The 18,885-nt window shown below is 64.7% G+C and carries 18 protein-coding genes; 6 read left to right on the top strand and 12 right to left on the bottom strand.

Going from position 1 to position 18,885, the window contains the following annotated elements:
* Window positions 1–25: 25 nt before the first annotated feature.
* Together mreC and IFT60_RS15800 are read right to left on the bottom strand one after the other, a co-directional pair.
* The coding region (gene mreC / locus IFT60_RS15805) for a rod shape-determining protein MreC (RefSeq protein ID WP_229510901.1) at window positions 26–891 on the bottom strand (866 nt) is incomplete at its 3' end.
* A gap of 117 nt (window positions 892–1,008) precedes the next feature.
* A complete protein-coding gene (locus tag IFT60_RS15800; protein WP_192053190.1) occupies window positions 1,009–2,052 on the bottom strand; it encodes a rod shape-determining protein in 1,044 nt (347 codons plus the stop codon).
* 366 nt (window positions 2,053–2,418) lie between these two features.
* On the opposite strand from IFT60_RS15800, the gene gatC reads away from it, so the two are divergent.
* The 5 genes from gatC to IFT60_RS15775 all read left to right on the top strand — a co-directional run bounded on the left by gatC (window position 2,419) and on the right by IFT60_RS15775 (window position 7,561).
* A complete protein-coding gene (gene gatC / locus IFT60_RS15795; RefSeq protein ID WP_192053188.1) occupies window positions 2,419–2,721 on the top strand; it encodes an Asp-tRNA(Asn)/Glu-tRNA(Gln) amidotransferase subunit GatC in 303 nt (100 codons plus the stop codon).
* Window positions 2,722–2,760: 39 nt separating this feature from the next.
* Window positions 2,761–4,236: an Asp-tRNA(Asn)/Glu-tRNA(Gln) amidotransferase subunit GatA gene (gatA, locus tag IFT60_RS15790; protein WP_192053186.1), complete on the top strand. Its 1,476-nt coding sequence runs from the start codon at window positions 2,761–2,763 to the stop codon at window positions 4,234–4,236.
* A gap of 32 nt (window positions 4,237–4,268) precedes the next feature.
* Complete coding sequence (gatB, locus tag IFT60_RS15785) at window positions 4,269–5,729, top strand: Asp-tRNA(Asn)/Glu-tRNA(Gln) amidotransferase subunit GatB (protein WP_192053184.1); 1,461 nt, start codon at window positions 4,269–4,271, stop codon at window positions 5,727–5,729.
* Between the two features lie 198 nt (window positions 5,730–5,927).
* A complete protein-coding gene (locus tag IFT60_RS15780) occupies window positions 5,928–6,209 on the top strand; it encodes a helix-turn-helix domain-containing protein (protein WP_192053182.1) in 282 nt (93 codons plus the stop codon).
* On the top strand, window positions 6,206–7,561 hold the full coding sequence (locus IFT60_RS15775; protein WP_192053180.1) for a HipA domain-containing protein: 1,356 nt from the start codon (window positions 6,206–6,208) through the stop codon (window positions 7,559–7,561). The genes IFT60_RS15780 and IFT60_RS15775 overlap by 4 nt, the downstream gene beginning before the upstream one ends.
* A gap of 20 nt (window positions 7,562–7,581) precedes the next feature.
* On the opposite strand, the gene pyrE is transcribed toward IFT60_RS15775, so the two are convergent.
* Both pyrE and IFT60_RS15765 read right to left on the bottom strand, forming a co-directional pair.
* Complete coding sequence (pyrE, locus tag IFT60_RS15770) at window positions 7,582–8,241, bottom strand: orotate phosphoribosyltransferase (RefSeq protein ID WP_192053178.1); 660 nt, start codon at window positions 8,239–8,241, stop codon at window positions 7,582–7,584.
* A 60-nt stretch (window positions 8,242–8,301) separates the two neighbouring features.
* Window positions 8,302–10,452 carry a hybrid sensor histidine kinase/response regulator gene (locus tag IFT60_RS15765; protein WP_192053176.1) on the bottom strand — a complete coding sequence of 717 codons (2,151 nt, stop codon included), beginning with the start codon at window positions 10,450–10,452 and terminating at the stop codon, window positions 8,302–8,304.
* Between the two features lie 169 nt (window positions 10,453–10,621).
* Here IFT60_RS15765 and IFT60_RS15760 point away from each other — a divergent pair, with 169 nt between their 5' ends.
* Window positions 10,622–11,392, top strand: a complete 771-nt coding sequence (locus IFT60_RS15760) for an exodeoxyribonuclease III (protein WP_192053174.1) — start codon at window positions 10,622–10,624, stop codon at window positions 11,390–11,392.
* 47 nt (window positions 11,393–11,439) lie between these two features.
* On the opposite strand, the gene IFT60_RS15755 is transcribed toward IFT60_RS15760, so the two are convergent.
* The 8 genes from IFT60_RS15755 to gshB form a co-directional block, all read right to left on the bottom strand.
* A complete protein-coding gene (locus tag IFT60_RS15755) occupies window positions 11,440–12,360 on the bottom strand; it encodes a pseudouridine synthase (RefSeq protein WP_192053172.1) in 921 nt (306 codons plus the stop codon).
* Between the two features lie 2 nt (window positions 12,361–12,362).
* Entirely contained in the window at window positions 12,363–13,247 is an 885-nt protein-coding gene (locus IFT60_RS15750) for a M48 family metallopeptidase (RefSeq protein ID WP_192053170.1), read from the bottom strand.
* A gap of 173 nt (window positions 13,248–13,420) precedes the next feature.
* Entirely contained in the window at window positions 13,421–14,035 is a 615-nt protein-coding gene (gene metW / locus IFT60_RS15745; RefSeq protein WP_192053168.1) for a methionine biosynthesis protein MetW, read from the bottom strand.
* A complete protein-coding gene (gene metX / locus IFT60_RS15740) occupies window positions 14,032–15,195 on the bottom strand; it encodes a homoserine O-succinyltransferase MetX (protein WP_192053166.1) in 1,164 nt (387 codons plus the stop codon). Before metX ends, metW begins: the two co-directional genes overlap by 4 nt.
* A 72-nt stretch (window positions 15,196–15,267) precedes the next feature.
* A complete protein-coding gene (ptsP, locus tag IFT60_RS15735; protein WP_192053397.1) occupies window positions 15,268–17,037 on the bottom strand; it encodes a phosphoenolpyruvate--protein phosphotransferase in 1,770 nt (589 codons plus the stop codon).
* A 35-nt stretch (window positions 17,038–17,072) separates the two neighbouring features.
* The gene (locus IFT60_RS15730) at window positions 17,073–17,342 is read right to left on the bottom strand and encodes an HPr family phosphocarrier protein (RefSeq protein ID WP_192053164.1); all 270 of its coding nucleotides are present in this window, start codon (window positions 17,340–17,342) and stop codon (window positions 17,073–17,075) included.
* A 55-nt stretch (window positions 17,343–17,397) separates the two neighbouring features.
* A complete protein-coding gene (locus tag IFT60_RS15725) occupies window positions 17,398–17,805 on the bottom strand; it encodes a PTS sugar transporter subunit IIA (protein WP_192053162.1) in 408 nt (135 codons plus the stop codon).
* A 1-nt stretch (window position 17,806) separates the two neighbouring features.
* Complete coding sequence (gshB, locus tag IFT60_RS15720; RefSeq protein ID WP_192053160.1) at window positions 17,807–18,763, bottom strand: glutathione synthase; 957 nt, start codon at window positions 18,761–18,763, stop codon at window positions 17,807–17,809.
* Window positions 18,764–18,885 lie beyond the last annotated feature (122 nt).

Here is an 18,885-nt window from a genome sequence, read left to right as displayed (position 1 = left end):
TTGCGCCGGCAAGGGCGTGGCCGGNGCTGCCGCCGCCGTCTCCGGACGCGGTGCGCGCGCCATCGACGACATCACGATCAGGAGCTGGCGGTTGCGGTCGACGCCGCCGAGCGGCTGGCAGATGACGCGGCCAAAGGCGCCGGCCGCGACCTTCTCGACCTGCACGACCTTGGCCACGGCCAGGCCGGCCGGATACATGCCGTCCAGGCCGGAGGTGACGATCACGTCGCCGACCTGGATGTCGGCGTCGGGCGCGACGAAGCGCAGGTCGAGCAGCCCCGAGTGGCCACGCCCGTAGGCGATGCTGCGCAGGCCGGAACGCAGCACCTGCACCGGGATGGCCTGCTCCTTGTCGGTCAGCAGGGTCACTTCGGAAGTGAACGGGAACACGCGCGTGACCTGGCCGATGACGCCGGCGTTGTCGATCACCGGCAGGCCGAGCTGCACGCCGTTGCGTGCGCCGCGGTCGAGCACGATGCGCCGTGTCGACGGGTCGCGCGCGTCGTACAGGATCTCGCTCATGATGGTGGCCACCGGCAGGTACTCGCGCGCCTCGAGCAGGCGCCGCAAATGGGCGTTCTCGGCCATCTGGAGCTGGGCCTGCTGCATCGCCTGGGCCTGCGTCACCTGCTGGCTTTTCAGCTCGCGCACTTCGTTCTGCAGGCTCGAGAGCGAGGAAAAATAGCCGCCCATGCTGGCCACCGCATCGCGCGGCACGAGTGCGGCCATCTGCAGCGGATAGAGCACGGTGGCGGCTACCTGGCGCACGGTGCTCAAGACATGCATGTGCGCGTCGACCACCAGCAGCACCAGCGAGACCAGCGCGAACACCGTCACCTTCACCCGTGCGGGGGCGCCCTGTTTGAAAAGCGGCGGAGGACTGTAATCCATGAATGTCAGTGTTGACGGCCTAATGAATCAGCCGCGGAAATCAGCGCAGGCAGGCGGCCGGCCTTGCACCGGTCGCCTGCCCAGGTCGTACGCCAGCGGGCAGACAGCTTTGGTGTCTTACTCGTACGAGAAGATCGAACCCAGCTTGTCATTGTGGTCCAGCGCCATGCCCGAGCCGCGCACCACGCAGGTCAGCGGGTCTTCGGCCACCAGTACCGGCAGGCCGGTTTCTTCCATCAACAGGCGATCGAGGTCGCGCAGCAGTGCGCCGCCGCCGGTCAGCATCATGCCCTTCTCGGCGATGTCGGCGCCCAGTTCCGGCGGGGTCTGCTCGAGCGCGTTCTTCACCGCCGAGACGATGTTGTTGAGCGGGTCGGTCAGCGCTTCGAGGATCTCGTTGCTCGAGATCGTGAACGCGCGCGGGATGCCTTCGGACAGGTTGCGGCCCTTGACTTCCATCTCCTTCACTTCCGAACCCGGGAAGGCCGAACCGATCGCCTTCTTGATCGCTTCGGCGGTTTGTTCGCCGATCAGCATGCCGTAGTTGCGGCGGATGTAGTTGACGATGGCTTCGTCGAACTTGTCGCCGCCGACGCGCACCGAACCTTTATAGACCATGCCGCCCAGCGAAATGATGCCGACTTCGGTGGTGCCGCCGCCGATGTCGACCACCATCGAGCCGGTCGCGTCCGATACCGGCAGGCCGGCGCCGAGCGCGGCGGCCATCGGTTCTTCGATCAGGTAGACCTGCGAGGCGCCGGCGCCGAGCGCCGATTCGCGGATCGCGCGGCGTTCGACCTGGGTCGAACCGCAAGGCACGCAGATGATGATGCGCGGCGATGGACGGAAGAACTTCGAATCGTGCACCATGCGGATGAACTGCTTGAGCATCTCTTCGGTGACGGTGAAGTCGGCGATGACGCCATCCTTCATTGGGCGGATCGCCTCGATATTACCCGGCACCTTGCCCAGCATCTGCTTGGCCTTCTTGCCGACCGCCTGGATCGTCTTCTTGCCGTTCGGGCCGCCCTGCTGGCGGATCGCAACGACCGATGGCTCGTCCAGCACGATGCCCTGGCCGCGCACATAGATCAGCGTATTGGCGGTACCCAGGTCGATGGCCAGGTCGTTCGAAAAATAACTGCGTAAAGAACCAAACATGTATGTCCTGATGCGCGAAGCCGCGCCTAAACGAATTGATCGGGAATCCTTGCCGCGTCGGCCCTGCCTGCGCCCGGCGGTCTTGTGTAGTACCTGCGTCAGGCAGATACCGGCTGCAGTGGCCGCGCTCATTCGGCGCCGACCACGCATTAGCCCGCCATTCTACCTTATAATTTACCGATTATTTGCGCATTACACGCTGAATACAGGGGGTTTTACCCCCCAGTTCCCGAGCGAGATCGACGGTATTAGCAAGGTTTTATCGACCGTAGCACGCTGTTCAACAGCCCTGCTGCGGCCATTGCATTGTCATTCCGTTATCCGCCCAACCCCATTTTGAAAGCGGCCCGCGCCGCGCTTTTTGCCATGTCCCTGACTCTTTCAGACGTAAAACGGATCGCCAACCTGGCGCAGCTCGATATGGACGATGCCCACGCCGAGACCGCGCTGGGCGAATTGAACGGCATCTTCGCCCTGGCCGAACAGATGCAGGCGGTCGACACTAGCGGCGTCGCGCCCCTGTCGCACCCGCTGGCCGCCATCCTGTCGTCGCTGCCGCTGCGCCTGCGCGAAGACGTGGTGACGGAAGAAAACCGCCGCGACGACTACCAGGCGCCCGCGCCGAAAGCCCAGGACGGCCTGTACCTGGTGCCGAAGGTCATCGAGTAACCAGCAACTTAGCCCGCCTCTCACGAACAGACAAGCACCATGCATAACAAGACCATCAAAGAACTGTCGGCGCTGCTGCATTCGAAGCAGGTGTCGAGCACCGAGCTGACCCAGCACTTCCTCGACCGCATCGCCGCGAGCGGACACAACGCCTTCCTGCACGTCGACCCGGCCCTGTCGCTGGCCCAGGCGGCAGCCGCCGACGTGCGCCTCGCCGAGGGCACGGCCGGCCCGCTGACCGGCGTGCCGATCGCCCATAAGGATATCTTCGTCACGCGCGACTGGCGCACGACTGCCGGCTCGAAGATGCTGGCCAATTACGTCAGCCCCTTCGACGCCACCGTCGTCGACCGTTTCAATGCGGCCGGGATGGTCACGCTCGGCAAAGTCAATTGCGACGAATTCGCGATGGGCTCGGCCAACGAGAACTCGGCCTTCGGCCCGGTAAAAAACCCGTGGGATGCGCTGGCGGTACCGGGCGGCTCCTCGGGCGGCTCGGCCGCCGCGATCGCCGCGCGCCTGGCGCCGGCCGCGACCGCCACCGACACCGGCGGCTCGATCCGCCAGCCGGCCGCCTTTTGCGGCGTCACCGGCATCAAGCCGACCTACGGCCGCGTCTCGCGCTTCGGCATGATCGCCTTCGCTTCTTCGCTCGACCAGGGCGGCCCGATGGCGCAAACGGCCGAGGACTGTGCCCTGCTGCTCAACGAAATGGTCGGCCACGACGAGCGCGACTCGACCAGCCTCACGCCCGAGCAGGGCAACCTGCACGAAGACTTCGCGCGCGACCTCGACAAGCCTTTGAATGGCCTGCGCATCGGCGTGCCGAGCGAATACTTCGGCGAAGGCCTGGCCGCCGACGTGGAAAGCGCCGTGCGCGCCGCGCTCGAGCAGTTCGTGAAACTCGGCGCGACGCTGGTGGATATCTCGTTGCCGAAAACGGCGCTGTCGATCCCGACCTACTACATCATCGCCCCGGCGGAAGCCTCGTCGAACCTGTCGCGCTTCGACGGCGTGCGCTACGGCCACCGTGCCAGCGCGTACAAGGACCTGGCGGACATGTACAAGAAAACGCGCGCCGAGGGTTTCGGCGGCGAAGTCCAGCGCCGCATCATGGTCGGCACCTATGTGCTCTGCCATGGCTACTACGACGCTTATTACGTGCAGGCGCAAAAGATCCGCCGCCTGATCGCCGACGACTTCCAGGCAGCGTTCGCCGACAAGTGCGACGTGATCATGGGCCCGGTCGCGCCGACCGTAGCCTGGGATGCAGGCTCGAAGACGAACGACCCGGTCGCCAACTACCTGGCCGACATCTTTACCTTGTCGACCAGCCTGGCCGGCCTGCCCGGCATGTCGATTCCCTGCGGTTTCGGCAGCGGCGAAAAGAACGACAAGCGTCCGGTCGGCCTGCAAATCATCGGCAATTATTTCGCCGAAGCGAAGCTGCTGAATGTCGCGCACCAGTACCAGCTGGCGACCGACTGGCACCAACGCGCCCCGGCCGGGGTCTAACGTCCACGCCCGAACAGAAAAGAGAGAACACCATGCAATGGGAAGTCGTCATCGGTCTTGAGAACCACGTCCAGCTCACGACCAATTCGAAAATCTTCAGCGGCAGCGCGATCCAGTTCGGCGCTGCGCCGAACACGCAGGCCAGCCCGGTCGACCTGGCGCTGCCGGGCGTGCTGCCCGTGATGAACAAGGGCGCTGTCGAGCGCGCGATCCGCTTCGGCCTGGCCGTGGGCGCGAAAATCGCCCCGCAATCCGTCTTCGCGCGTAAAAATTACTTCTACCCGGACCTGCCGAAGGGCTACCAGATCAGCCAGTTCGAAGACCCGGTGGTGCAAGGCGGTACGATCACCTTCGGCTACGAAAAGGACGGCAAGCTGGAGACGAAGACCGTCAACCTGACCCGCGCCCACCTCGAGGAAGACGCCGGCAAATCGCTGCACGAAGACTATGCCGGCATGACCGGCATCGACCTGAACCGCGCCGGCACCCCGCTGCTCGAGATCGTCTCCGAGCCGGAAATGCGCAGTGCAAACGAAGCCGTGGCCTATGCCAAGGCGCTGCACGGCCTGGTGATGTGGCTCGGCGTCTGCGACGGCAACATGCAGGAAGGGTCGTTCCGCTGCGACGTCAACGTCTCGGTGCGTCCGCTGGGCCAGCAGGAATTCGGCACCCGCTGCGAGATCAAGAACCTGAACTCGTTCCGCTTCATGGAAGAAGCGATCCACTACGAAGTGCGGCGCCAGATCGAACTGATCGAGGACGGCGGCAAGGTACAGCAAGCCACGCGCCTGTGGGACCCGGACAAGAAAGAAACCCGCGCCATGCGCTCGAAAGAGGATGCGCAGGACTACCGCTACTTCCCCGACCCCGACCTGCCGCCCTTGACGATTTCGGAAGACTGGATCGAGCGCGTGCGCGCCGACATGCCGGAACTGCCGGAAGCCATGCGCAAGCGCTTCACCGGCGACTACGGCCTGCCGGAATACGACAGCCTGATCCTCACCTCCTCGCAGGCGATGGCGAACTACTATGAAGCCGTGGTGGCGAAAGCCGGCAAGGAAAACGCGAAAGCGATCGCCAACTGGATGATGGGCGACGTCTCCTCGACCCTGAACCGCGAAGGCGTCGAGATCACCGCCTCGCCGGTGGAAGCGTCGCAGCTGGCGCTCCTGATCCGCCGCATCGCCGACGGCACCATCTCGAACAAGGCCGGCAAGGAAGTATTCGCGGCGATGTGGGAAGCGAAGTCACTGGACGAAAACCTGGCCGACCTCGTGATCGAGCAGAAGGGCTTGAAGCAGATCTCGGACACGGGCGCACTGGAAGCGATCGTCGACGAAGTGCTGGCGGCGAATGCGAAATCGGTCGAGCAGTACCGCGCCGGCAAGGAAGCGGCGATCAACGCGCTGATCGGCCAGACCATGAAGGCGTCGAAGGGCAAGGCGAATCCGGCGCAGGTGACGGAGCTGCTGAAGAAGAAGTTGGCAGGCTGATACAGGCTGTCTCGCAAAAAAAACCGGAGCTTGCTCCGGTTTTTTTATACCCGGAAAAAGCGAGCGCGCTGGGTGTTTCGGACTTTCAGAAATTTTCAACCAAGCGCATAAATTACGCCGCGAATTTCGGAATTTCAGAAAATACGTGAGAGAAGACGTTATACTCGCAATTATTTCTGATTTTCCGAAACTACGGACATGAACGCTACCCTGCTCACCTCCTCCGCTGCCTTGGGTCCCCTGGTACGCCAGCGACGCCGTGCCCAGCAATTGCGTATCGATGACGCCGCAGGACTTCTCGGGGTATCGGTCGACCTGATGTCGCGGCTCGAAAACGGGCAAGGCAGCGTACGCCTGGACAAGGCAATGGCGGTTCTCGACGGCCTCGGCCTCGCATTGCTCGTCGTCCCCAAAGAGCATCCCTGGGCCCGTCCCGCCAGGCTGACATCTGCTGCGGTCGAGCCAGGAGAGGCTCCGTGAAATTCGTGCTTGAGGTGTACGCCGGCGACTCCCTGATGGCGCATATCGGGCACGACCCGCTGCCGGATGCATGGTCGCTGACCTATGTCCCCGGCTGGCTCGACGATCCCGGTGCATTTCCCTTGTCGCCGGCGTTGCCGCTCGAAGCGGCCGCGCATGGCTACGACCAGCGCTCGATCAAGCGCTTCATCGAGCACCTGCTGCCGGAGGGGCATGCACTGGATGTCGCTGTCGCCGCCAACGGCCTCGCCAGGTCGAACGTGTTCGGCCTGATCCGTGCACTCGGCCAGGAAACCGCGGGCGTACTGCGTTTCCGGGACGCGCAGGCAGACATGCCGGCCGCTTCAGGCGGTCACGGAATGCGCGACATCCCGATCGCGGAACTGGACGCGCGCATCGCCGACCACGACATGCCGTTCACGGTATGGGATGGCAAGGTGCGCATGTCGGTCGCCGGTGTGCAGGACAAGCTGCTGGTCTATCTCGACGCCCCGCTCGAAGCAGGCGGACGACTGTTCCTGGTCGACGGCCCGCGCCTGGCATCGACCCATATCCTGAAACCCGACCTAGGCCATTCCAGGCTGCCGCATCTCGCCGTGAACGAACACTTCTGCATGACGCTCGCGCGCCGTATCGGCTTGCCGGCGGCCGAGGTGCAGCTGCTGCGTACGCCGCGCCCGGTGCTGGTCGTCCGCCGGTTCGACCGCATCGTCCACAAGCAGGATGACGAAGTGCGCGTCGAGCGGCGCCACATGGTCGATGCCTGCCAGGCCTGCGACCTGCCCGTCAGCTTCAAGTACGAGCGCAATCTCGGCAAGGAAGCGGCAGTACGCGATATTCGAGATGGCATGAGCTTCGAGCGCCTGTTCGCTCTTGGCGAACTGACAGGCAACAAGGCTCAGGCAAAACTGACGATGCTGCGCTGGGCGCTATTCCAGTTCCTGATCGGGAACAGCGATGCGCACGGCAAGAATTTTTCGTTCTTTGTCGGGCCTGGCGGCTACCTCGAACCGGCGCCCTGGTATGACCTGGTCAGCGTGGTCCAGTATGGGCATTTCGATACCGATCTGGCGATGGCATACGGCGATGCGTTCACTTTGGATGAAGTCACGCCCTTTGCCCTGGCCGACTTTGCCGTACGCTGCGTGATCGACCGCAGATTGATGCAGCGCGAGGCGCAACGCATGGCAGATGCCGCCAGTACCGCGGCTGTTGCGTTAGCGCGTTCGAACGAATACCGCAACGAAGAATCCGCGTTCATCGAGCAGATCGCAGCCTTCGTTGGGCGGCAGGGCCAGCGCCTGGTGATGCTGGCCCGCGACGCAGTGACCATTCTTGCCGCGCTTCTGTGATTGCGATCTCGCGTCTCGTTTCAGACGCCGTAGCGCGTGCGATACGCCGCCACTGCTTCCTTGTGCTGCCCCAGCTCGGCGCCGGACTCGCCTGACAGGTAAGTGAACAGGTCGTCCAGGTTGGCGATCGAAATGACGGGAATGCCGAACTCCCGCGCCACCTGCTGCACCGCCGAGCCGTTTGACAAGGCGTCGTCCTTGCCCGAGCGTTCCATGCGGTCGAGGGCGATCAGCACGGCGGCCGGTTCGGCGCCGGCGGCGCGGATCATGGTGACCGATTCGCGCACCGAGGTGCCGGCCGAGATCACGTCGTCGACGATCACGACCTTCCCTTTCAAGCCGGCGCCGACGATGGTGCCGCCTTCGCCGTGGTCCTTGGCTTCCTTGCGGTTGTAGGCGTACGAGGTGTTGCGGCCCTTGCCGGCCAGGGCGACGGCGGTGCTTGATGCCAGCGTGATGCCCTTGTAGGCGGGGCCGAACAGCATGTCGAATTCGACGCCGGAATCGAGCAGGGTCTGGGCGTAGAACTGCGCCAGCTGGCCGAGCGTGGCGCCGTCGTGGAACAGGCCGGCGTTGAAGAAGTACGGCGAGAGCCGCCCGGCCTTGGTCGTAAATTCACCGAATTTCAAGACGCCGGTCTCGACCGAAAACGCAATAAACTCCTGGCGCAGATTGTTCACGCAGCTCTCCTTGTATACGAAAGCACGTATTTTAATCTGCGCCGCCCACCTGGGTAGCATTCAGGGCTTGCTGGCGAGCCTTGCCACCTGTTCGGGCGTGATCGGCTTGACCAGGTGCTGCTCGAAACCGGCCGCCTCGCTACGCGCCTTGTCGCCATCCTGGCCGTAGCCGGTGAGCGCGATCAGGCGGCAGGCATCGGCGCCGAGCAAGGCGCGCAGGCGCGCGGCCAGTTCGTAACCGTCGAGGCCGGGCAAGCCGATGTCGAGCACGGCGATCTGCGGCCGCAATTGCGCCGCCGCCGCCAGCGCGGCGAGCGGCTCGTTGAACACCGCGACCGTATGGCCGTGCGCGGACAGGAGCATGCCGAGCGTCTCGGCGGCGTCGGCATTGTCGTCGACGATCATGATGCGCTGGCCCGCTGCCGCCGGCGCGATGGCTGCCGCTGGTTCCAGCGGCGCCAGGGCCACGCCCTGCACCGGCAGGCGCACGACGAATTCGCTGCCGCAGCCGAGACCCGCGCTGTGCGCTTCCACGTTGCCGCCATGCAGCTCGACGATGTTCTTCACCAGCGCCAGGCCGATGCCGAGGCCGCCCTCGACGCGGTCGACGCTGCGTTTGCCCTGGAAGAACAGGCCGAACACCTGGGGCAGTACCTCGGGTGCGAGGCCGATGCCGTTATCGAGCACACCGATGCGCAGCCAGCCGGCGCCGTCGCGGCGCGCCGACAAGGTCACCGTGCCGCCGTTTTCCGTGTAGCGCGCGGCGTTGGTGAGCAGGTTCGACACCACCTGGGACAGGCGCATCGGATCGCCCTCCCACTCCATGCCCGCCTCGACCTCGACTACGAGACGATGCCCGCGCTGCGCCAGCAGCGGACTGGCCATCTCGACCGCCTTGGCCAGCGGCTGGGCGATGTCGGCCCGCTCCGATTTCAGTTCGATCTGGCCGCGCGTGGCGCGCGCGACGTCCATCAGGTCGTCCACCAGGCGCACCAGGTGCTCGACCTGGCGCTCGATGATCTCGCGTTCGCGCGCGGCCGCCGTCTCGCCGCGCATGCGCATCAGCTGCAGCGCCGTCACGATGGGCGACAGCGGATTGCGCAGCTCGTGCCCGAGCATGGCCAGGAACTCGTCCTTGGCGCGGTTGGCGGCCGTCAGTTCCTCGAGCAGGCGTTCGCGCTCGGCGTGGGCGCGCTCGAGGCGCTCGAGCGCCTCGTCGCGCTGGCGCCGTTCGGTGGCGTCGCGCGTAAAACAGCGCGTATAGCGCAGCTGGCCATCCTCGAAATAACCGTTCGAATGGATCACCACGTGCCGGATCGAGCCATCCTTGCAGCGCAGGCGCGCCGGCTGATCGTACAGGGTCTCGCCGGACGAGAGTTTGGTGAGAATGCCGGCGATGACGTCGGCGTCGACGTGGAAGTCGGCGATGTGGAGGCCGACGTATTCTTCCCAGCTGTAGCCGAGCATCTGCAGTTCGGCGCGGTTGGCCCAGAGGATAGTGCCGTCGCCGGCGACCCGGTGCAAGCCTTCGGCGGCGTTCTCGACGAAGTCGGCGAACTCCTTTTCGCGGCGGCGCAGCGTCTGCTCGGCTTCCTTGCGGCGTGCGATCTCGGCTTCGAGCTGCAGCGCGCGCTGTTCGTGGTGCACGGACGCGGGCGCGCCGCTGTCCTGCCGGCGCAGCGGTTGATGGGTGAACGCGTCGCCGGACGCCGTCACGCTCGACGGCAAGGCGTGGAACAGCGAGAAGCGGTACTCGTCGCCGACGGCGCTCCAGAGCTGCTCGAGGCACACCGCGCCGCGGTAGTTGCCGCGCGCGGACAGCAGCGCCACCATCTCGGCAAAGGCGTGCACCGGACCGCCGGCGGCAATCGCGGCGGTCAAGGCCGGGCCGATGGCCGCGCGGAAGCGTTGCGGGTCGGGCTGCCCATCCACCATGAAGGCGGCCAGCGTGGTTTCGGCATCGAGCACCACCAGGCGGCCGGGATACCAGCAGACGCTGCCTTCGGCGCTGCCGAAACCGGCCAGGCGGCGGCGCAGCTGGAGCACGTGTTCGGGCGTGGCGATCACAAGACCGGTGCCGCCGGCGCGCAAGGCCGCGTCGACAAAGTCTGCGGCTTCGTCGAGCAAGGTGGCATCGTTATCGTAGAAACGGACGGACGGGAAGTGGTCGCCAGTGGCGCCTTGGTTCGCCGCGTCGGGGGTGGTCAGCACATCGGCCTCCGGTAAAAGCGGGAATGCGAAGGCGTAGAACGCTTCGCGCAGGCAACAGTCTAGCAGATTGCCGCTGTGCATTTCCCGGCCGGGGAAAACGCGTTACACTATTGGCCCCGCATGCGTTGCGGCCCGGTCACAGTTCTCGCCTTTCCTTATTTCTCTACCAATGCCACGAATTATTTCCGCCAACCTGAACGGCATCCGTTCGGCCCACAAGAAGGGTTTCTTCAACTGGCTCGCGAGCGCCGACGCCGACTTCATCTGCGTGCAGGAACTGAAAGCCCAGGAAGCCGACATGACCGAGGATTTCCTCCGTCCGCATGGCTACCACGGCCATTTCCACTACGCCGAAAAGAAGGGCTATTCGGGCACCGGCGTCTATAGCCGCCTGGCCCCGGACACCAGGCGCATCGGCTTCGGCTGCCAGGAGTTCGACGCCGAGGGCCGCTACACGCGCTGCGATTTCGGCAACCTGACCGTGATCTCGCTGTACGCGCCGTCGGGTTCGTCCTCGCCCGAGCGCCAGCTGGCCAAGTTCCGCTTCATGGAAGCGTTCCTGCCGCACCTGCAGGAGCTGAAAGCCGAAGGCCGCGAAGTGGTCATCTGCGGCGACTGGAACATCGCCCACAAGGAGATCGACCTGAAAAACTGGAAGAGCAACCAGAAGAACTCGGGCTTCCTGCCGGAAGAACGCGCCTGGATGACGCGCCTGTTCGACGAGCTCGGCCTGGTCGACGTGCACCGCACCGTGGCGCCGGAGGCGGCCGATTACACCTGGTGGAGCAACCGCGGCCAGGCGTATGCGAAGAACGTCGGCTGGCGCATCGACTATCACGTGGCGACGCCGGGCATCGCAGCCAAGGCGCATACGGTGTCGGTGTACAAGGACGAGCGTTTCTCGGACCACGCCCCGCTGATCATCGACTACCACGTCTGATTGCATAGCAGGTATGCCGACGTCCGCGTGGGCACGGGGCGCCCACCCTACGGCCAGTCCAGCGTGCGTTCGCTCTCGAACGTGCGCTTCTGGCCCGTCAACGGGTCGTCGAAGCTGATCGACCGCGCCAGCAGCTGCAAGGGTGCGCTGAAATTGTCCCCCTTGCAGGGCAGCGCCACCGGATAAAACGCGTCGTTCAGGATCGGCGCGCCCAGCGAGGACAGGTGCAGGCGCAGCTGGTGCTTGCGCCCGGTGTGCGGATGCAGGCGATAGCGCACGACGTCGCCGCGGCGCTCGACCAGTTCGATCAGCGTTTCCGAATTCGGCTCGCCCGGCACTTCTTCGCTCACGAAAAACTGCGCCGCGTCCTGCATGCGGCTACGGTAGGTAAAGGGAAAATCGCGTCCCGCGATCGGCCCGGCCAGCGCCTCGTACACTTTGTTGACCACCCGCTTCTGGAACATCGACTGGTAGCTGCCGCGCGTTTCCAGATTGTGCGAGAAGATCACGACGCCCGCGGTTTCGCGGTCGAGGCGGTGGATCGGGGTCAGGTGCGGCAGTTCCAGCTGCGCCTTTAGCCGCACCAGCAACGTCTCGTGCAGGAAGCGCCCGCTCGGGATCATCGGCAGGAAATGCGGCTTGTCGACGATCAGCAGGTGCGCGTCCTGGAACAGGATCTGTTCCCTGAACGGGATCGGCGTTTCCGCTTCGTCGAGTTCGCGGTAATACCAGATGCGCATGCCCTGGCGGACATGGCTGTCCGCTTGCAAAGGCGCGCCGGCGGCATCGACGACTTCACCGCGTTCCAGGCGCGCGGCCCACGATGCCGGCGTCACGTCGGGAAAACGCTCGGCGAGAAAACGCAGCATGCCGCCGGCGCGCGTTTCGGTCAGCCACAGGTAGCTGGGCGCGACGCCGCCGCGCACCGGCAGCGGAACGTAGGCGTTGGCTTCTGCCTGGCGGCCCATATTCAGCGCAATGCGACGTTGGTACGGTAAGGCGGCAACTGCTTTACCGTCGTGCCCTTGCTGCGCGCGTACAGCGGCAGCAGCACGTTCATGTGCGCTTCCATGTCCCTGATCCGGGTTTCGCCGCCTGGGTGGGTGGACAGGAATTCGGGCGGCGCGCCCTTGTTCAGCATCGCCATCTTGCGCCACAGGGCGATGCCGGCGCGCGGGTCGTAGCCGGCGCGGGCTGCGATGTCGAGACCGACCAGGTCGGCCTCGCGCTCTTCGTCGCGCGAGAATTTCAGCACCACGCCCTGGCCGATCATGCCGGTGACGGTGTTGGTGATGCTCGGGTCGATGCCGAAAATCGCCGCGCCGATGGCGCCGGCGCCACGCGCGACCACCGAGGTGATGCCCGACTTGGCGGCGCGCTCTCGGCCATGTTCGCGCAGCGCGTGGGCGATTTCGTGGCCCATGATGGCGGCCATCTCGTCGTCGGTGAGTTTTAGCTGGTTGATGATGCCGGTATAGAAGCCGATGCGCCCGCCCGGCATGCAAAAGGCGTTGACCTGCGGCTGGTCGAACAGGTTGACCTGCCACTGCCACCCCTTGGCCGAGGCGTTCCAGCGCGGCGTGTGCGGGATGATGCGCTGGGCGACGCTGCGCAGGCGCTTGACCTGCGGATCGGTCGCCGGCACCAGCGCGCCCTTTTGCTGGGCTTCCGACATCATCGCCTGGTACTGCTGGGCCGCCGCCTCGTTGAGCTGCTCTTCCGGCACGATCACGCGCACCCGCGAGAGCGGCTTGACGGCGATGCCGTCCTGGACGACTTGTTCCTTCTGGGCGTGCGCCGTGCCGAGGGTGGCCAGCATGGCGATGGCGGCGGCGAGGTGTTTGAGTTTGTTCATGTGGGTAGCTGGGGTGATGGTTTTGTCAACAGCATCGTCGCAGAAATGGGCGGTTTTGTACGCACGATAAGCGTCGAATGGCGGCGCGAATACTCAAATGCTGGCTGAACGCGTGGGCCTAGGCGGCCCCGCGGTAACCCGCCCACGCGTTCAACGCACGTATGAGTATTCCGTCAAGTGCGCTTCGCCCTCTTGCGCAACCTGAACACCGCCAGGCTCCCGCGCAGATTCGGCAAGAAGCTCACCGGCTTGCCCTCCGCCAGCGCCACATATTCGATCACTTCGAGCCCGCACTCTTCCGCCAGCTCCTTGAAATCATAGATGGTTGCGCAGCGCACGTTCGGTGTGTCGTACCACTGGTAGGGCAGCGAACGCGAGACCGGCATCCGGCCTTTCAAGAGCGCCACCCGGTGCGGCCAGTAGGCAAAATTCGGGAACGAGACGATGGCTTCCGCGCCCACGCGTACGATGTCGCGCAGCAGCGCCTCGACGTGCTGCATCATCTGCAGCGAGGACAGGCACAGCACCGTGTCGAAGGAATTGTCGCCAAAGAGGCCGAGGCCCGCTTCCATGTCGTGCTGGATGACGTTGATGCCGCGGCGGGTGCTTTCCAGTACCTTGTCGTCGGCGATCTCGATGCCGTAGCCGGTGCAGCGCTTGCCCTTTTCCAGGTAGCGCAGCATGGCGCCGTCGCCGCAGCCGACGTCCAGCACGTGGGCGCCGTCGCCGACCCAGTGCGCAATAAAGGCGAGGTCGGGACGCAGCGTGGTCAGGTCTTCGAATTTCATGCCGCCTCCCCTGCTGCTTTTAACGCCGATTCGTCCCAGATGCGGTCGTAATAGGCCCGCACTACACCCATGTAGCGCGCGTCTTCCAGCAGGAAGGCGTCGTGCCCGTGCGGCGCGTCGACCTCGGCGTAGGTCACCTGGCGCCGGTTGGAAACGAGGGCTTCGACGATCTCGCGGCTGCGCTCCGGCGAGAAGCGCCAGTCAGTCGTGAACGAGGCGATCAGGAACTGCGCGCGCGTGGTGGCCAGCGCTTTCGTCAGGTCGCCGCCGTGTTCGCGCGCCGGATCGAAGTAATCGAGCGCCTTGGTGATCAGGAGGTAGGTGTTGGCGTCGAAGTATTCGGAGAATTTATCGCCCTGGTAGCGCAGGTAGGATTCGATCTCGAAGTCGATGCCGAAGTCGAATTTGTAGTCGTTATTCTCTGCCGCGTTGCGCAGTTTGCGTCCGAACTTCTCGGCCATGTCGTCGTTCGACAAATACGTGATGTGGCCGACCATGCGCGCCACTTTCAGACCGTTCTTCGGCACCGTGCCGTGTTCGTAAAAGTCGCCGCCGTGGTAGTCGGGGTCGGTGAGGATGGCCTGGCGTGCGACGTCGTTGAAGGCGATGTTCTGGGCCGACAGTTTCGGCGTCGAGGCGATCACGATGCAGTGGCGCAGGCGCTCGGGGAACATGATGCTCCACGAGAGCGCCTGCATGCCGCCGAGCGAGCCGCCCATGACGGCGGCGAATTGTTCGATGCCGAGGCGGTCGGCCAAGCGCGCCTGGGCACTGACCCAGTCCTCGACCGTCAGCAGCGGAAACGCCGCGCCATACGGCTTGCCGGTGGCCGGATTGGTGTGCATCGGGCCGGTCGAGCCGAAGCAGGAACCGAGGTTATTGACGCCGATGACGAAGAAGCGGTCGGTGTCGAGCGGCTTGCCGGGCCCTACCATGTTGTCCCACCAGCCGAGGTTTTTCGGCGCGTCGGCGTAGCTGCCGGCGACGTGGTGCGAAGCGTTCAGTGCATGGCAGACCAGCACCGCGTTCGAGCGCGCGGCGTTGAGTGTGCCGTAGGTTTCATACATCAGCGTGTAGTCGCCGAGCTGGGCGCCGCTTTGCAGGCGCAGCGGCTCGGCGAAATGCATCGCTGACGGTGAAACAATTCCAATGGATCCCATGAGACTTTCTTGACTGTGTTCGGCGGCCTTCTTCTACACCTTGGCCGCCTTGTGTATGACGAATAACGTGAATCAGGTGAGTTGCAGTTGTTCGACCGCTTCGGCGATTTCGCCTGGTTCCATCGAGCGCATGATGCGGCGCATGCGCGGTGCGATCTGCGCCAAATCCGCATTCAGGATTTCCTGCTTCACCGCCAGCAGCTGGGCCGGATGCATCGAGAATTCGCGCAGGCCCATGCCCAGCAGCAGGCGCGTCAGCTTGATGTCGCCCGCCATCTCGCCGCAGACGGCGACGTCGATGCCCGCCTTCTGGCCGGCCGCGATCGTCATGCCGATCAGCTGCAGGATCGCCGGATGGAGCGGATCGTACAGGTGCGCCACTTCGTAGTCGACGCGGTCGATCGCCAGCGTATATTGGATAAGGTCATTCGTCCCGATCGAGAGGAAATTCATGCGCCGCACGAACATCGGCAGCGCCAGCGCGGCGGCCGGGATCTCGATCATGGCGCCCACTTCCACCGCTTCGTCGAACTTGATGTTCTGTTCGCGCAGCTGGGCCTTGGCCTGCTCGAGCATGTTCAGGGTCTGGTCGATCTCGAAGGCATGCGCCAGCATCGGGATCAGGATGCGCACCTTGCCGAAGCAGGACGCGCGCAGGATCGCGCGCAGCTGGGTCAGGAACAGCTGCGGTTCGGCCAGGCAGTAGCGGATCGCGCGCAGGCCCAGCGCGGGATTCAGTGCCGTGTGCTCGGTCGGGTCGAGCGGCTTGTCGGCGCCGACGTCGAGCGTGCGGATCGTCACCGTGCGGCCCTTCATCGCCACCACGGCGCGCCGGTACTGCTCGAACTGTTCATCCTCGTCCGGCACTTTCAAGCCGGGCGCACCGCGGCCCATGAACAGGAATTCGGAGCGGAACAGGCCGATGCCGGTGGCGCCGGCATCGAGCGCATGCGGGCAGTCGTCGGGCAGCTCGATATTCGCCATCAGCTTGATCGCGGTGCCGTCCCTGGTCACGGCCGGCGTCTTCTTCAGCTTCTGCAGGCGCTTGCGGGCGCGGGTTAACGCCAGCTGGCGTGCGCGGTACTGCTCCATCACCAGCGGGCTCGGATTGCAGATCACCACGCCGGCGTCGCCGTCGACGATGATCCAGTCGTCCTGCTCGATCAGGCGCGAGGCCTGGCTCATGCCGACCGCCGCCGGGATGTCGAGCGAGCGTGCGACGATCGCCGTGTGCGAGTTCTGGCCGCCGACGTCGGTGACGAAGCCGATAAACGAGCGCGATTCGCCGCCGCGGTCGCGGAAGGCCAGCATGTCGGCCGGCGAGATGTCGTGGGCGACGACCACCATCTGCGGCGCATAGCCGTCGTCGCCGGCCAGCACCGGCGGCACCGACAGGGCGGTGCCCATCAGGACCTTCAGCACCCGTTCGGCCACCTGCTGGATGTCGTGCTTGCGCTCGCGCAGGTAAGGATCTTCGATCTCGTCGAACTGGGCCGAGAGCTCGTCGATCTGCGTCACCAGCGCCCATTCGGCGTTGTAGTGGCGCGAACGGATGATGTCGAGCGGCGCTTCGGAAATCATCGGGTCGGACAGGATCAGGGCGTGCACGTCGATGAACGCGCCCAGTTCCGTCGGCGCGTCCTTGGGCAGGTCGGTCCACAGTTCCTGCAAGTTGCGGTGCACTTCGGCGATCGCATCCTGCAGGCGTTTGACTTCGGCTTCGATTTGCTCGACCTGCACCAGGTAGTGCTTGACGTCGAGCGCGGCGGGCGTGAGCAGGTGCGCGCGCCCGATCGCGATCCCGCGCGAGACGGGAATGCCATGGAGCGTGAACGACGCCATCGAGGGTCCCGAACGGTAGCGGCCCGATTCCGGCATTACTCGCCTTCGCCGAACTTGTCGTTGACCAGGCCCGCGAGGGCGGCGAGCGCATCGCCCTCGTCCGGGCCATCGGCTTCGAGCGTGACTTTGGCGCCCTTGCCGGCGGCCAGCATCATCACGCCCATGATCGACTTGGCGTTGATGCGGCGGCCATTGCGGGTGAGCCAGACTTCGCTTTTGTACTTCGCGGCCAGCTGGGTGAATTTGGCGGAGGCACGGGCGTGCAAGCCCAGTTTGTTGATAATTTCAAGTTCTTGTTGAATCATGTTCTCGTTTTCTTTTCAATCGTCAGAACTGCACCCTCGATACTGCTGAATCAAATCAGCCCGGGCCTACCCTGATACGGTTATCGACCCGCACTGCGCCATTCTGGGCGCCCGCCAGCGCCATTTCCACCACCACGTCGAGCGTGTCGCGCCGGTAGGTAATCGCGCGCAGCAGCATCGGCAGGCTGATGCCGGCGATGACTTCCACGTGGCCGGCGATCGCCAGCGAATTGCAGCAATTGGACGGCGTGCCGCCCTTGATGTCGGTGATCACCAGCACGCCGTCGCCATCGTCGAGGCGCGCGATCGCCTCGCGCGCTCGGATGTTGACGGCGTGCGTGTCTTCGTCGGCGGCGACGTCGATCGCCTCGACGCGCTCGGTCGGCCCGCGAAACACGTGGGCCGCTGCCGCGATGAATGCCTGGCCCAGCGGTGCGTGGGTCAGGAGCAAAATACCTACCATGTCATTTTCCTGATGCCTGCTTAGTTGCCTGCTCCACGGCATCGATGAACATCGCCGCGACGTCAAAGCCGGTCTGGTCGGTGATCTCCTGGAAGCAAGTCGGGCTGGTGACATTCACCTCGGTCAGGAAATCGCCGATCACGTCCAATCCTACCAGTAACAGGCCACGCTCGGCCAGCATCGGTCCCAGCGCCTCGGCGATCTCGCGGTCGCGCTCGGTAATCGGCTGGGCCACGCCGATGCCGCCAGCGGCCAGGTTGCCGCGCACCTCGGTGCCTTGCGGAATGCGCGCGAGCGCGAACGGCACCGGCTTGCCGCCGATGACGAGGATGCGCTTGTCGCCTTTGACGATCTCGGGAATGTATTTTTGCACCATAATGGTGCGTTTTCCGTTGTCGCTCAAGGTTTCGATGATGGCGCCCAGGTTCATCGCATCGGCCTTCACCCGGAAGATGCCGGTGCCGCCCATGCCGTCGAGCGGCTTGAAGATCACGTCGCCATGCTCGGCATGGAAGGCGCGCAGGCGCTTTTCCGACGACGTGACCAGGGTCGGCGAGGTAAACTGGCTGAACTGGCCGATTGCCAGCTTTTCGTTATGGTCGCGGATCGCCGACGGGCGGTTGAACACGCGCGCGCCCTGCTTTTCCGCCAGTTCCAGCAGGTAAGTACCGTAGACATATTCCATGTCGAACGGCGGGTCCTTGCGCTCGATGATGGCGTCGAATTCCGACAGGCGCGTATCGACCGCGTCGTCGGCACGGTACCACACGTCCTGCTCGCCGGTCAGGTGGATGCGCGCCACCTCGGCGCTGACCACGCCCTGCTCTAGCGCCATGTGGCGCTGCTCGAAGAAATAGAGTTCGTGGCCGCGCCGCGCCGCTTCGCGCATCATGGCGAAGGTCGAGTCCTTGTAGATCTTGAAACCGGAGAGCGGATCGGCGAGGAAGGCGATTTTCATGGAGGGTCCTGTCTGGATAATGCCCTCGATTTTAGCCGGAATCCCGAATACGCGCGGCTGGCCGGCCCTGGCCGCATGATTTCCTCACGCATACATTACTGTTGAGCAAATTGTGCATGATC

This window comes from Massilia sp. CFBP 13721 (assembly GCF_014842025.1).
GTDB lineage: Bacteria > Pseudomonadota > Gammaproteobacteria > Burkholderiales > Burkholderiaceae_D > Telluria.
Note: the sequence above shows the minus strand (reverse complement) of the source record. Positions and strands in the feature narration are given on the sequence as shown.